Consider the following 14,179-nt stretch of genomic DNA (forward strand, 5'->3'; position numbering starts at 1 on the left):
GGCACCTCATGAAAAGGCGCTCCGAACGAAAGAACACCCGGCGCGCGGCGAACCGAAATTCGCCCGCAGCCCTAGTGCTTGCGATACAAGCTCTTGCGCTGGAACTTGGGTTCGGAAGTAACCAGTATCCCCAGATTGCGGAAAATCCCTTCGTCCACGGAACCCAAAATAGTGGTGGTGTGGACGTTGCAGCCTTCCAGCTCCTTTAACTTGCCTAAAGCGGCGCGGGCATTGGGATCCGTGGCGGCGGATACCGACAGGGCAATCAGCACCTCGTCGGTGTGCAACCGTGGGTTACGTGACCCCAAATGTTCGGTTTTCAGAGTCTGAATCGGTTCAATCGAGGCGCGCGACAGCAGGTCGATTTCTGGGTCGATTCCCGCCAAGTATTTCAGGGCATTCAGCACCATAGCCGCCGAACATCCCAGCAAAGCCGAGGTTTTGCCTTTGATTATGGTGCCGTCGTGCAGTTCTAGAGCACTGCCGGGTTGGCCAGTAGCGTGCTCTATCTCCAGAGCTGAGCCCACCACTTTGCGTTGCCACGTGGAAGTGCCCGCCTTGGCCATAATCAAGGCAATCCGCCCCGACATCGTGCCGTCGCGGCCTTCCTTGGCTTCCTCTACCAGCGCCTTGTAATAGCGGCGGATGATTTCTTGGCGCGCGGCTTCTTGGCACACCGCGTCATCCTGGATGCAATACCCGGCCATATTCACGCCCATGTCGGTGGGCGACTGGTAGGGCGAAGACCCTGCAATCTGTTCCAACATGGTTTTGAGCAGCGGGAAGGTCTCCATGTCACGGTTATAGGACGTGACTTGTTTGCCGTAAGCCGCCAGGTGATACGGGTCAATCAGGTTAATGTCATCGAGGTCGGCTGTCGCCGCTTCATAAGCCAGATTCACCGGGTGTTCCAGCGGCAGGTTCCAGATTGGGAAGGTTTCAAACTTGGCGTAACGCGCGTTAATACCACGCTGGTGGTCGTGATACACCTGGGATAAGCAGGTGGCCAGTTTCCCGGAACCTGGACCGGGCGCGGTGACCACAATCAGGTTGCGTTCCAGTTCCACATAGTCATTGCGTCCCAAACCTTTATCAGACAGCACCAGTTGCGTGTCAGTGGGATAGCCCGGAATAATGCGGTGTCGCGCTACCTTTAGTCCCAGGCGTTCCAGGCGTTCCTTGAAGGCCAGCGCCGGCACGTTGTCGTCTTCCAGGCGTGTCATCACCACGTTCTTTACCAGGAAACCGCCCTCGCGGAACACGTCAATTAGGCGCAACACGTCGTCTTCGTAGGTAATCCCCAAGTCGGCGCGGATTTTTTGGCGTTGCAAGTCGAGCGCGCTGACACACACCAGGATTTCGATTTCGTCCTTGAGTTCGCGCAGCATCGCGATTTTATTATCCGGGGTGAAACCGGGCAGCACCCGTGAGGCGTGGTAGTCGTCGAACAGCTTTCCACCCATCTCTAGGTAGAGTCGCCCGTCATCCCCGGCGATTTCGCGGCGGCGTTGGGCGATGTGTTCGGACTGCATTTTGATGTATTTTTGACGGTCAAATCCAATCTTATTGGTCATTTTCTCTCTTCCTTTACGATTTAACGTATCGATTGTAGTGGAAAATCTGAGGGGGTGTTATCTTGGCGCTCGGGTGGGGGAACAATTGGTGTAAGTGCGCCGGAAACGGTAGACTGGTTTGGCCTGTTTGTCGCGGCTTCATGAGGGGCTAGTCGGGCGGGCGAACTCCTGTTACGGAAGGACCGTAACCGCAAAGACCAGAGGAGAAAACCTTGCGAAAATACGAAATGATGGTGATTGTCGACCCCGAGGTTGACGAGCGCACCGTGGAACCTTCGATGAGCGCCCTGTTTGGCCAGGTTAACGACCTGGGGGGGAAGGTTGAAAAGCTCGATGTGTGGGGCAAACGCCGTTTGGCTTACCCCATTTTAAAGAAAACTGATGGGATTTACGTTGTGGTTGACATGGAAACCACCCCGGAAGTTGCCAAGGAACTTGACCGACAGTTGTCGCTCAATGAATCTATTTTACGAACCAAGTTGCTGCGCCGCGACGCCTGACGAGATAGCGAAATTTTTGCCCCAGGGTCTGGTTTAAGCTGAAAATAACTGGCAGTTTAGGGCGAGATTTCGCGAATTAAGTAAGGAGGAACAATGGCTGGCGAAACAACTATCACGATTGTGGGTAATCTCACGGCAGACCCGGAAGTCCGGTGGATTGGCGACGGGACGGCGGTGGCTTCGTTTACGATAGCATCGACCCCGCGCACTTTTGATCGGTCAACCAACTCTTGGAAAGATGGGGAGGCCATGTTTATGCGCTGCTCGGCGTGGCGCGAAATGGGCGAGAATATCGCGGAATCCCTGAAAAAGGGGATGCGGGTTATTGCCTCGGGGCGTCTGCAACAGCGTTCGTGGGAAACCCAGCAGGGCGAACGTCGCACGGTAATCGAGATGACCGTAGACGAGATTGGACCCTCGTTGCGTTACGCCACGGCTCATGTGGAGCGCAATCAGCGTCGTGATGCCGGTTTCGGCGGCCAGAGCGGCTATGGCGGTGCTGGCTATGGCGGATCCGGCGGTTCGGCTGGCGGAAACTATGCCAATAGTTTCGGTGGCTCCGGTGGTCAAGGTAGCGGGGGAGCGCCATCCCAGCCCGGATATGGCTCCGGTGGTAACCAAGGTGGCTCGGGCGGCGGCCAGGGCGGGGCGGACGACCCTTGGGGGTCTCCCGCCGGCGGATTCGGTGGCGGTGCCCCCCAGTCAAACTTTGACCAAGACCCGCCTTTTTAAGCAACAACCGTGAATATTCACAAACTTTAAGCCCGTTAGTGGCTGTTTGAAACTAGGAAATACAAGGAGAAACTATGGGTAACAAAGCCCGGAAATCCAAACCCATCAGCCGGAAGAAATTCACCCCGGTAAAGGCTCATAAAGTAGGGCCGATTGACTACAAAGACACCGCTTTGCTGCGTAAGTTCATTTCGGATCGCGGCAAGATTCGCGCCCGTCGGGTCACCGGTGTCACCACCCAGGAGCAGCGTTTGATTGCCAAGGCCGTTAAGAACGCCCGCGAAATGGCGCTGCTCCCCTACTCGAGCTCGGCTCGCTAAAGGGAGGATTGCAATGACTCAAAACACCAAGGTTATTCTGACCCACGAAGTCGAAAAGCTCGGCGTGGCCGGGGATGTGGTTGAAGTTCGTCCCGGATACGCCCGCAACTACTTGATTCCCCGTCGCATGGCAATGCCCTGGACCAAGGGATCCCAGACGGTTATCGATCGGTTGAAGGCCTCGCTGGCTCGCCAGCAAATTGCCTCTATGGAGACTGCCCAGATGGTCAAGGCGAAGCTTACCGAGGGTGACCCGATTCTGATTGATGCCAAGGCCGGTGCGAATGGCCGCCTGTTCGGTTCCATTACCACCGACCAGATTGCGAAAGCCGCCAAGGCACAAAAGGGCGTGGAAATCGACAAGCGCAAGATTATGGTTGACCAGCCGCTTAAAGCCGTGGGTACCTACCAGTTGACGGTGCGTCTGTTCGAGGAACTGAGCTCGCCGCTGGAAGTTATTATTCGCGCCGCAAAATAGGCCGGCACTGGATGTGAAAATGAGTTTCGGGGACAGCCATGCTGTCCCCGAAACGATTTAACTCTTTTTGGGGAGCATCGCCAGCTAGAAAAATGGCACCTCATGAAGCCGCAGATTGAGGGTAACTGGCACAAATATGTATGTTTTTATCGGGCGTGTTGCTGGCGGATTTTCGGGGGTGTGGCTTACTACCTAAGTGCTTATTTCGCCTCTCCTTGGCGTTTGGGCACGTCATTTGGGGCTTATAAGCCAGCGACAGGAGTGCAGTTGCTTAGGACACGCTTTTGAGAAATGTCAAGCATGGTTATGAAATAAGCAAAAATAGCTAAACAATCCCGAGTTTTCGTTGGAATACCAGACAAAAATCCCAAAATAAGACACATAATTCGGTTATTAACCCCAACCCCGACCCGCTAAGCCCAAAAAGCTTAGACACCTCGACTTTTCATTGGAATACCAGACAAAAATCCCAAAATAAGACACATAATTCGGTTATTAACCCCAACCCCGACCCGCTAAGCCCAAAAAGCTTAGACACCTCGACTTTTCATTGGAATACCAATCAAAACCTCGATTTTTAGACACACTTTTTAAGCTTTAACCCGAAATGTAGCAGTGATTTCTGAGCCTGGCGGCAATATTCGTATCCGGCTGTGACGAATTCAGGAAAAACCGCCTCAACCATGAACTAAATCGGTCAACTTATCTTGAATTTTCCTGGTTTTGTCACAAGCCCTTTCGTGTTGGCCCCAAATTTTCTTGGTTTTGTCACAAACCGGACACACTAAAGCTGTGGAGCTCGGGTGGAAACCGGATATTTAGACACGCTTTTATAGTTTTAACCCTCAAAACACGTATTTCTGCCGATTACCCAATTGATGGGCATTAACTCCGGTTTCCTGGTACTCGCGCCACCAAGACCGTAGCGAGTTAGCGGATGGGTAACCCAACTCCCTGATCACAGCGGAAACACTGTAATCGTATTTAATAAACAACTCCACAGCCACACGACGCTGCTCAACACTAAACATGAGAGACTCCTCCTCAGTCCAAATTCGGTCCAAGAATTCCACCGCAGCCCCAACGCTCAAATTAAACCTGCGCTTGACAGGTGGTAGTCGGCTTGAGCGAGATCTATGCCGCGTGCTATAGTGGCGGTTCTGGTTTAGGCTCCTTGATTTGCGGTTTTACCTGGACTTTTAGGTGTTCAGGTTTGATGAGAGTGTGCGGAATAGTCGAGGGTTTGGCCGTAAACCTAGAAGGCCTCGGGACTCCCAGTTTGGCTTGGTCGCGGCCTCAGGCTTTTTGAAGGGTAGGTGTGGTTTGGTGGTGATTTCAGGATTTTTCGGGACAGGATGGCCGATTTGGCTACAGGTGCGGCTATTATTTCCTGAAATTGCCACAATTCCCCCACCAAAACCCTGAATTATCCCGGTTTTACCACTAAAACTGCATACCGAACCGGCTTTATCCGGGGGTTTGTTACCGGGGAACACGACTGGTTGAACGAGGTTTCAGCCGGAGTTGGTGGCGAATCTGGGGTTTGTTACCGGTTTAGACCGGAGTTGGTGGCGAATCCGGGGTTTTCGGGTGTTTCGGGGTTTTCGGGTGGGGGTTGGTGGTGATTTCAGGGTTTTTCGGGACAGGATGGCCGATTTGGCTCCAGGTGTGGCTATTATTTCCTGAAATTGCCACAATTCCCCCAGCAAAACCCTAAGTTATCCCGGTTTTACCACCAAAACTGCATACCGAACCGGCTTTATCCGGGGTTTGTCACCGGGGAGGCAGCAGATCCCCGTATCTCCGACACCGGAGTTGGCGGCAAATCCAGGGTTTGTTACTGGTTCAGGCCGGAGTTGGTGGCGAATCTGGGGTTTGTTACTGGTTCAGGCTGGAGTTGGTGGCGAATCTGGGGTTTGTTACTGGTTTAGGCCGGAGTTGGTGGCGAATCCGGGGTTTTCGGGGGTTTTCGGGGATTTTCGGGTGGGGGTTGGTGGTGATTTCAGGATTTTTCGGGACAGGGTGGCCGATTTGGCTACAGGTGCGGCTATTATTTCCTGAAATTGCCACAATTCCCCCACCAAAACCCTGAATTATCCCGGTTTTACCACCAAAACTGCATACCGAACCGGCCTTATCCGGGGTTTGTTACCGGGGAGGCAGCAGATCCCCGTATCTCCGACACCGGAGTTGGCGGCGAATCCGGGGTTTGTTACCGGTTCAGACCAGAGTTGGTGGCGAATCCGGGGTTTTCGGGGTTTTCGGGTGTTTCGGGGGTTTTCGGGTGGGGGTTGGTGGTGATTTCAGGATTTTTCGGGACAGGGTGGCCGATTTGGCTCCAGGTATGGCTATTATTTCCTGAAATTGCCACAATTCCCCCACCAAAACCCTAAATTATCCCGGTTTTACCACCAAAACTGCATACCGAACCGGCCTTATCCAGGATCCGCCACCAAAACTGCGCTCCGGCTCGGTTTTATCCTGGTTTTGTCACGCCCTCAAACTGGGCGGATGCGTTTCCACAGGAACACTTTACAAGTAACAAAAGCAATGAAAAATATGTAACAATATTAAACGTGATTAAAGATTCTTATGCGGGAATAGAAACTACGGGTTCGTTGCGGGCAAAAGGTGTGAATTGGCGCCAACTGAAGAAGCTTGTGTTCACCGGTGAGCTAAAAGAAATCCGCCGGGGATGGTACGCGTATGAACATGCCGACCCTGGGGCAATAGCGGCCATCAAGCATGGAGGACAACTGGGCTGCATCTCCGGTTGTAATGTCCACGGACTGTGGATTCCCCCGCAATATCAGAGAAGCCTTCACATATGCGTGAAAAGCTGGAGAAATGCTCAGCCGAATCTGGCTGAATCAGGGGTAATCACGCATCGAGGTGCTGATTCCAGACTGCTTTCGATACGTTCGGTGGAAGATTGTCTAGTCGATGTAATGAAACACCATGATGCCGAGACCGCGCTGGTGATGCTGGAATCAGCGGTAAATATGGGTTTGATTACTTATCGAGATGGCGAGGCTCTCATTGCTAGGCAGTCTGCGCAGAAACGAAAGTTACTGCGACATTTTGCGCCTGGAGCGGAATCCGGCAGTGAAACCCGAGTGCGCCTGTGGTTTAACCGCCGCAATCTGCCGGTGCGAACCCAAGAACGCATCCGGTCGGTGGGAAGGGTGGATTTACTGGTTGGGAAGTCTTTTATTGTGGAATGTGACAGCAGGGCGCACCATACTCAGGATGAAAATTACCACAAGGACAGGGAACGTGATTTTACTTCAGAGGAGCTTGGTTACCAGGTACTGCGTTTGAGTTACGCGCATATTTGGCGCGAATGGGATAAGACTCAGAAAAGACTAGCGGGAATAATCGAAAAACGTAAATACCGCAGAGAGCCCCAGGTTTGAGTCGGTGTCGGGGTACAGGGTACGGGTTGCGTTGTTGTGTTGTCGAGAGCCTCAGGTTTGAGTCGGTGTCGGATTCAGGGCGGGTATGGTCTACGGCTATGAGGACAATCACCGGCAATTCTCGCTGGTTGATCCGGGGTTTTCGGGGATTTTCGGGTGGGGGTTGGTGGTGATTTCAGGATTTTTCGGGACAGGGTGGCCGATTTAGCTACAGGTGCGGCTATTATTTCCTGAAATTGTCACAAATTCCCCACCAAAACCCTAAATTATCCCGGTTTTACCATCAAAACTGCATACCGAACCGGCCTTATCCGGGGTTTGTCACCGGCGGGGATTCTAAACGCCTTGATACGTTGGCCGGAGTTGGTGGCGAATCCGGGGTTTGTTACCGGTTCAGACCGGAGTTGGTGGCGAATCCGGGGTTTGTTACCGGTTCAGACCGGAGTTGGTGGCGAATTCGGGGTTTGTTACCGGTTCAGGCTGGAGTTGGTGGCGAATTCGGGGTTTGTTACCGGTTCAGGCTGGAGTTGGTGTCGAATCCGGGGTTTTCGGGGGTTTTCGGGGATTTTCGGGTGGGGGTTGGTGGTGATTTCAGGATTTTTCGGGACAGGGTGGCCGATTTGGCTACAGGTGCGGCTATTATTTCCTGAAATTGCCACAATTCCCCCACCAAAACCCTGAATTATCCCGGTTTTACCACTAAAACTGCATACCGAACCGGCCTTATCCAGGATCCGCCACCGAAACTGAGTGCCGGGTCGGGATTTTCTTGGGTTTGTCACCGAAACTGAGTACCGAACCGGCCTTATCCAGGATCCGCCACCAAAATTGCGTGCCGGGTCGGGATTATCCTGGGTTTGTCACCGAAACTACATGCCGGGCAGTTTTGTCTTGGGTTTGTCGTCGGGAGTGTGTGCCGGGTTGGATTTTCCGCGTTTTGCCTCGATTAGAGATGGCACCTCATGAAGCCGAAAACCGACGCACGGTAGCGACCAACAGCGACCAGCCACCGTGGCGGGTAGGATGAAACCATGACTGATTTACTGATTGTGGGGTCCGGACTCTTCGGACTTACTATAGCACGCGAGGTGGCTGAGGTCGGCGCAAAAGTAACCCTGATTGACCGCCGCGACCATCTGGGTGGGAATGCCTGGTCTGAACCTGACCCGGAAACCGGGATTGAAGTGCATAAATACGGCGCACATTTGTTCCACACCTCTAATGAACGCGTGTGGGAATACGTCAACCGGTTTACCACCTTTACCCCCTATGTCCACCACGTTTACACCACCGTGAAAGGCGTGGTTTACCCGATGCCGGTGAACCTGGGGACCATCAACCAGTTCTTTAACGCCGCCTATACCCCAGATGAAGCCCGAGCGTTGATTGCCTCGCAGGCGGCCGATATCGACCCCGCTCATATCGAGGACAACTTCCGCACCAAGGGGATTTCCCTGGTGGGTAAACCCCTGTTCGAGGCTTTCTTTGAAGGCTACACCGCGAAACAGTGGCAAACCGATCCCACCGAGTTACCCGCCGCGATTGTGTCGCGTTTGCCGGTGCGTTACAACTATGACAATCGTTACTTTAATGACGTTCACGAGGGGCTTCCCACCGATGGCTACGGAGCCTGGCTGACGCGCCTGGCCGATCACCCGAATATCGAGGTCAAACTGAATACGGATTTCTTCGACCCCGACAGCGCCTATTGCCAGTCCCAGACCGTGGGGCAAGTCCCGGTGGTGTACACTGGCCCGATTGACCAGTATTTCCAATACCGCGAGGGTGAACTGGGCTGGCGCACGATAGATTTGGAGCTGGAGGTCAAGCCCACCGGGGATTTCCAGGGCTGTGCGGTGATGAACTACGGGGATCGCGAGGTGCCCTTTACCCGGATTCACGAATTCCGTCATTTCCACCCCGAGCGCGCCGATTGCTATCCCCAGGATAAAACCGTGATTGCCCGGGAATACTCGCGTTTCGCCGCCCCCGGCGACGAGCCGTATTACCCGATTAACGCGGCCGCGGATCGTAAGCGCCTGGAAGCCTATCGGGTGGCGGCGGCCACCGAGCCTAATGTGTTGTTCGGGGGGCGCCTGGGGACATATAAGTACTTGGATATGCACATGGCGATTGCTTCGGCGCTGTCGCGGTTTGACAATGTGGTGGCGCCGTTCCTGGCGGGGAAACGGGAGAATATGAATTTTCTTGCGCAGGACTAGCGGAGTTTAACCGGGTAGAATAGCCAGGCAAGGCCGCAACCTGTGGCTCAGACAAGACCCATAACCGACTAATACTACAGAAAGCGAGGGGCTACGTGCAGAGCATTCCCCTGGCAATTGTCTTGCAGCTTATCGGTTCGTTTTGCTTTGCTCTGTCGGCGCGCTACCAAAACAGCGCGATTCGCCGCGAGGTGCGCCACAACCAGAACCGGCACTCGCTGAAAGGCGAACAACTGTGGGCCAGCCTGAAGAATCCACGTTGGTGGCAGGGGATGGCTTTTATGGGGGTGTCCTTGGGGTGTCAGATAACCGCACTGTTCTTTGCCCCCGTCACGGTGGTGCAGCCCGTGGGGTTGATGGCTTTCCCCTGGTCGGTGATTCTCCAGGCGCGTTTGGCGCGGCGGCGCATTGGGCGCACTGAGGCCGGGCTGGTTGCGGTGACGGTGGGGGCGACCGCGATTTTTACGGCGATAGTCTCGTTCTATGCGGCGGGTGAATCCCAGTTGACGGTGTGGAAGGTTTTCGCAGGTGCGTTGGTGATTTACCTGTTGGCGGCCAGTTTCGGGGGGTTGGGGACGCACGGACCGAAAACATGGCGATCCTTGTTCTGGGGGTCGGGCGGCGCTATGTTCTATGGGCTCGAGGCTTCCTTGGTGCGAACTTTGATTAACTTTGCGCGCCAGCACAACTGGCTGGACAACCCTTTGTTTTGGGGGATTTTGGCGTGTTTGCTGGTGGGCTCGGTGACGGCGGGCTGGATGGTGCAACAGGGTTATGCCACCGGTCAGGCCGAGATGGTGGTGGCCTCGATGACGATTACTTCGCCAGTGATAGCGGTGTGTTTCGGGATTTTCGTGCTGGGCGAGGGACAGCGTTTCAACCCCGGGGTTGGCCTGGCGGTTATGGCTTGTGGGTTTATTGCGATTGCCGGGGTGGTGGCGTTGACGCATATCAAAGCACATCAACCCGTGGTGGTGGACACCTCTGAAATTAGGCAAGTCGTCGACTAGATTCACAAACTTTGGTGTTTCTGCTGTCGGCGGGACGGGTGTTCATGAGGCGCCAGCAGGGATTTCCGGCGAAAGCGCGGAAACCGGACTGGCACCTCGTGAAACCGAAGCCACCGGAAACACCGCGCAAGTGACAGTCAAAGGGCTGTCCGTGCGCTATTTGGGGCAAGACAAATGGGTGTTGGACGAGGTCAACTTGGAGCACCTGGCTGGGCAGGTCACCGCGATAGTCGGGCCTTCGGGATGTGGAAAAACCACGCTGGTGCGCACGATTTGCGGGTTGATTCCACACTGTCTGCCATCGGAATACGTCGGGAGCGTGCGCGTGAACGGGACGGAGATTGCCGATGCCAGTGTACAGTTCCTGGCCGAAAACGTGGCCTATGTGGGACAAAACCCCGATGCGGCCGTGATAACCCGCAGCGTGCATGATGACATTGCGTTTCCGCTGCAAAACCTGTGCGTGCCGGTAGAGGAAATCGAGGCGCGGGTGGTCGAAGCCACGCGCCTGGTGGGGTTGACAGACCGATTGTGGGACGACCCGTGGATTTTGTCCGGGGGTGGGCGCCAGCGGCTGGCGATAGCGGCGGCCGCAGTGACGCGCCCGAAGTTGCTAGTACTGGACGAACCGACCTCGACGATTGATACCCAAGGGCGCGTGGAGTTTTATGATTTGGTGTCCAGGCTTGTTTCGGACGGTACTGGGGTCGTGTTGATAGACCATGACCTCGACCCGGTGTTGCCGATATGTGACCAGGTTATTGCCTTGGATAGTGGCGGGCGGATTATTGCCGCTGGCAGTCCGCGCGAAGTATTCTTTGGGCATTCTGCGGCGTTGGCGGAGTGCGGGATTTGGTTGCCGCGCGCGGTGCGGTTTGGGGCGAATCCTCGTTGCGCCAAGCCCGGTGGCGGCGGTGGCGTCGGTGGTGGCGGCGCGGCGGCTCGCGATGCGCACACGTGCGGGACAGAAGTGGGGCGTGTGGCAGCGGCGGAGCCGCATGAGCCACACGCTAAACGGCGTAGGCGATTAAGCAACAGCGACGATTCGCTGTTGCCGCCGGAGCACCAAAATAAAACCCCTCAGTCCCGCACTCGTGTTGCGCATTCGCTTCGCCCCCGCTCGGACGAGGGGGAAGCTCCCCCGCTGACGTGTGCAGAGGCGGGCATTGAGTTGCCGCAGTTGAGTGACCTGTGCGACGAACAGGTCAGCTATTGGCGGAAAACTACTGCCGAGGACGGCACCGAAACCTGGGAACGAGAAAGCGGAAAAGAAGAATGGAACGCGGCTGCGGGCGCGGGCAAAAGCGAACGGAATCGCGGCGGTGACCAGGGCGAAGCGTTGGTGTGGCTCGAAGATTTCGAGGTGCCGGGGAGATCGCCGGCGATTGACCTAGAGTTGCACGGTGGGGAATTTGTGGCGATAGTCGGGCCCAACGGGTCGGGGAAAACCTCGATTTTGTCGGCGCTGGCGGGGCTGGTGCGCTTCCGCGCGACCCGCGCCCAGATTGCCGGCAAACCCCCGGCACGTGGCCGCCACCGCGTGGGATACGTGTTCCAAAACCCGGAACACCAGATGGTCGCATCCACGGTGGAACGCGAACTCGCGGTCGGGGGAACCAGCCCGGAAACCGTCGCTGAACTGCTGGAAAACTTCCATCTGACCCAGGTACGCACCCAGCATCCCCTGACACTTTCCGGTGGGCAATTGCGCCGACTCTCGGTCGCCACGATGGTGGCTGAAAAACGCCAGGTCATCGTCTTGGACGAACCGACCTATGGCCAAGATTGGGCAAATACCTGTGAACTGATGGATTTCATCCAACAGTTGCGCGCCGATGGGCGGGTGGTGCTGATGGCGACTCATGACCTGGAACTGGCCTTGGCAAACTGCACCCACCTGGTGGCTCTGCCCCAATCCGCATCTATCACCACGTCCGCAAGGGAAACCCCCGACGCAACCTCATCGGTTGCCCCGACTGCTCCCACCATCGCTGCCCCGGCCGCCCCGGCCGCCTTGGCGCAATCCGGTCGGGATGTGGATTCAGGCGAATCGGTGATTTCACGTCAGCCCCTCATGAACCAGGGGAAAACCAACCATCCACACAACGACAAACCCCAACCGAACCACCTTGAGGTGAGAGACTTTAACGTTGCCCCAGTAGCTACCTTTACGACAGTTACCGCGCTAGCGTCGGTTACGCCGCGTCCGCGAAAACGCGCGGGGCTGTTTACCGGTTTGAACCCGGTGACATTGTTTGTCGCGCTGTTGCCGCTGATGGTGATGATATTCGTGTTGCAAAACCTGCGTTTTAACCTGGTTTTGCTGGCACTGGGATCTCTGGCATGTTTGGCGGCGCGCGCCGGGTGGGGACGCACAGCACTGTGTGTGCTGTTGCCGTGGGTAGTCTCTGGATTGTTGCTGTTTAGTCTGTCGCGGGCCGGCGCGGTGGAAGGCATCTCGAAGGTGTATTCGATTCATGATGCGCCCAGTGCCGCCACCGGGGTGGGTGCCCTATTGGGGTTGGTGTTGGTGTCGGGGATTGCCACCGACCCGCAGGATTTGTTGATAACGCTCAGTACTACGTTCAAGGTGCCCTACCGTGTGACTTCGGCGGGGACGGCGGCGGTGGCGTTTGTGGCGCGTTTTACCCAGGATTTTCGCCTGTTGCGGGTGGCGAAGGCGCTGCGCGGGATTGGAAAACGCTTCGGCCCCTTGGGGTCGATGCAGCGGTGGGTAGCTTCCCTGGTTCCGCTGATGATTTTGGCGGTGCAACACGGCGAGCGAGTGGCATTGTCGATGGATTCGCGTGGGTTTGGGGCGCGGCCGCAGCGTACCGAGTTGCACCAGGTGCGTTGGCGGGTTCGTGACTGGGTACTGATGGTTTTGCTGTGGGGAATTTGCGTTCCGCTGTGGGTTTGGTTGTAGTGCTGGCAGAAATCAAGGATTTTTTGGGGGTGAGGCTCTGTATATTTGAGCCTCACCCCCAATTTTTCCTGAATTTCTGCCAGGCCTTGTTTCCTGGAGCGCTGGTCGAAATCTGAATTTGCATGTAACCGCAGCTTTCGGTTACTATTTTTACGTGCCTACGGGCCTGTAGCTCAGTTGGTTAGAGCGCAGTCCTGATAAGACTGAGGTCGCTGGTTCGAGCCCAGCCAGGCCCACACTGTGGTGGGGCAGTTCGCCCGAGGCTGCGGGAGTCGCTACCGCGCGGTGTCTTGGTATCGCAAGTTTTCTGCCGGTTCGGCGGGTTCATGAGGGGCTATAGCGCAGCTGGTAGCGCATCTGCTTTGCAAGCAGAGGGTCAGGGGTTCGAGTCCCCTTAGCTCCACAGATGGAGTAAACTCTAGGTCAGAGCGTTTTAGAGTTGCGGGATTTGGGTTTAAACCACGGTAAATCGCCTAAGTTTATCTATGGAAGCGTGCGGGGCATGGCGAAGGACGCGCCGAGTTTCTCACATGTAAAGTGGTTTTACGCTCCAGAACAAGATGTAAGAAATACGAGTTTTTCTTTACATGTTGCCGGGTTGGGACAGCGGCGGAGCGAAGTGGAGTAGTTTTCAGGTTTGGCTTATAAATTTCAGCAAAATCTCAGAAATCTAGGGAAATGCGCGATAACCAGTGTGGATACTCATATTTTACACTTAATTTACTCTCAAAAAATTCCGGATTGGAACATACATTTCCAGGGTTAAAACCTGGTAAAACCCTGGAAACATCCCTCAATTAGTGCGTTTTTTACTTGAAATTCTTGGCTTTACCTAAAGGTACCCCGAAGATAACCGAAGTAATTATGGATGTAGGTAAGCTTGTCAGTACATGTCTTAAAGTAATCTAGGAATTACCTGAATGCTCTGATAAACTTACCAGGTGTATAGACAGGAGAGCTGTCAGACTTTAAGGCTCGATTGCCGGACAGTAATTACAACG

12 protein-coding genes and 2 tRNA genes are annotated in these 14,179 nt (G+C 55.2%); 11 read left to right on the top strand and 3 right to left on the bottom strand.

What is annotated here, in order from left to right; translation table 11 throughout:
* Positions 1-71: 71 nt before the first annotated feature.
* Positions 72-1,574 carry a DUF1846 domain-containing protein gene (locus F4555_RS10065; protein ID WP_004013480.1) on the bottom strand — a complete coding sequence of 501 codons (1,503 nt, stop codon included), beginning with the start codon at positions 1,572-1,574 and terminating at the stop codon, positions 72-74.
* 212 nt (positions 1,575-1,786) lie between these two features.
* Here F4555_RS10065 and rpsF point away from each other — a divergent pair, with 212 nt between their 5' ends.
* The 4 genes from rpsF to rplI all read left to right on the top strand — a co-directional run bounded on the left by rpsF (position 1,787) and on the right by rplI (position 3,604).
* Positions 1,787-2,074, top strand: coding sequence for a 30S ribosomal protein S6 (rpsF, locus tag F4555_RS10070; RefSeq protein ID WP_004013479.1), 288 nt, complete (start codon positions 1,787-1,789; stop codon positions 2,072-2,074).
* Positions 2,075-2,167: 93 nt separating this feature from the next.
* Positions 2,168-2,806: a single-stranded DNA-binding protein gene (locus F4555_RS10075; RefSeq protein WP_004013478.1), complete on the top strand. Its 639-nt coding sequence runs from the start codon at positions 2,168-2,170 to the stop codon at positions 2,804-2,806.
* A gap of 74 nt (positions 2,807-2,880) precedes the next feature.
* Entirely contained in the window at positions 2,881-3,126 is a 246-nt protein-coding gene (rpsR, locus tag F4555_RS10080; RefSeq protein WP_004013477.1) for a 30S ribosomal protein S18, read from the top strand.
* Positions 3,127-3,139: 13 nt separating this feature from the next.
* Positions 3,140-3,604, top strand: coding sequence for a 50S ribosomal protein L9 (gene rplI, locus F4555_RS10085; RefSeq protein ID WP_004015930.1), 465 nt, complete (start codon positions 3,140-3,142; stop codon positions 3,602-3,604).
* 845 nt (positions 3,605-4,449) lie between these two features.
* Here the strand turns inward: rplI and F4555_RS10090 are convergent.
* Together F4555_RS10090 and F4555_RS10095 are read right to left on the bottom strand one after the other, a co-directional pair.
* On the bottom strand, positions 4,450-4,635 hold the full coding sequence (locus F4555_RS10090; RefSeq protein WP_004015380.1) for a transposase: 186 nt from the start codon (positions 4,633-4,635) through the stop codon (positions 4,450-4,452).
* A 1,181-nt stretch (positions 4,636-5,816) separates the two neighbouring features.
* Positions 5,817-5,975 (bottom strand): hypothetical protein, encoded by a 159-nt coding sequence (locus F4555_RS10095; protein ID WP_184076207.1) that lies wholly within the window; start codon positions 5,973-5,975, stop codon positions 5,817-5,819.
* Positions 5,976-6,180: 205 nt separating this feature from the next.
* On the opposite strand from F4555_RS10095, the gene F4555_RS10100 reads away from it, so the two are divergent.
* The 7 genes from F4555_RS10100 (at position 6,181) to F4555_RS10125 (ending at position 13,581) form a co-directional block, all read left to right on the top strand.
* A complete protein-coding gene (locus F4555_RS10100) occupies positions 6,181-7,020 on the top strand; it encodes an endonuclease domain-containing protein (RefSeq protein ID WP_004013470.1) in 840 nt (279 codons plus the stop codon).
* Positions 7,021-7,105: 85 nt separating this feature from the next.
* Positions 7,106-7,228 (top strand): hypothetical protein, encoded by a 123-nt coding sequence (locus tag F4555_RS11400; protein ID WP_004013468.1) that lies wholly within the window; start codon positions 7,106-7,108, stop codon positions 7,226-7,228.
* 823 nt (positions 7,229-8,051) lie between these two features.
* Positions 8,052-9,242, top strand: coding sequence for a UDP-galactopyranose mutase (gene glf / locus F4555_RS10105; RefSeq protein ID WP_004013464.1), 1,191 nt, complete (start codon positions 8,052-8,054; stop codon positions 9,240-9,242).
* Between the two features lie 95 nt (positions 9,243-9,337).
* Positions 9,338-10,252, top strand: coding sequence for a DMT family transporter (locus F4555_RS10110; protein WP_004013463.1), 915 nt, complete (start codon positions 9,338-9,340; stop codon positions 10,250-10,252).
* 130 nt (positions 10,253-10,382) lie between these two features.
* The gene (locus tag F4555_RS10115) at positions 10,383-13,178 is read left to right on the top strand and encodes an ATP-binding cassette domain-containing protein (RefSeq protein WP_255312834.1); all 2,796 of its coding nucleotides are present in this window, start codon (positions 10,383-10,385) and stop codon (positions 13,176-13,178) included.
* Positions 13,179-13,340: 162 nt separating this feature from the next.
* Positions 13,341-13,414: transfer RNA gene (locus tag F4555_RS10120), tRNA-Ile, on the top strand.
* A gap of 94 nt (positions 13,415-13,508) precedes the next feature.
* Positions 13,509-13,581: transfer RNA gene (locus tag F4555_RS10125), tRNA-Ala, on the top strand.
* Positions 13,582-14,179 lie beyond the last annotated feature (598 nt).

Origin of the sequence: Mobiluncus mulieris (genome assembly GCF_014204735.1) — a bacterium.
Taxonomy (GTDB): domain Bacteria; phylum Actinomycetota; class Actinomycetes; order Actinomycetales; family Actinomycetaceae; genus Mobiluncus; species Mobiluncus mulieris.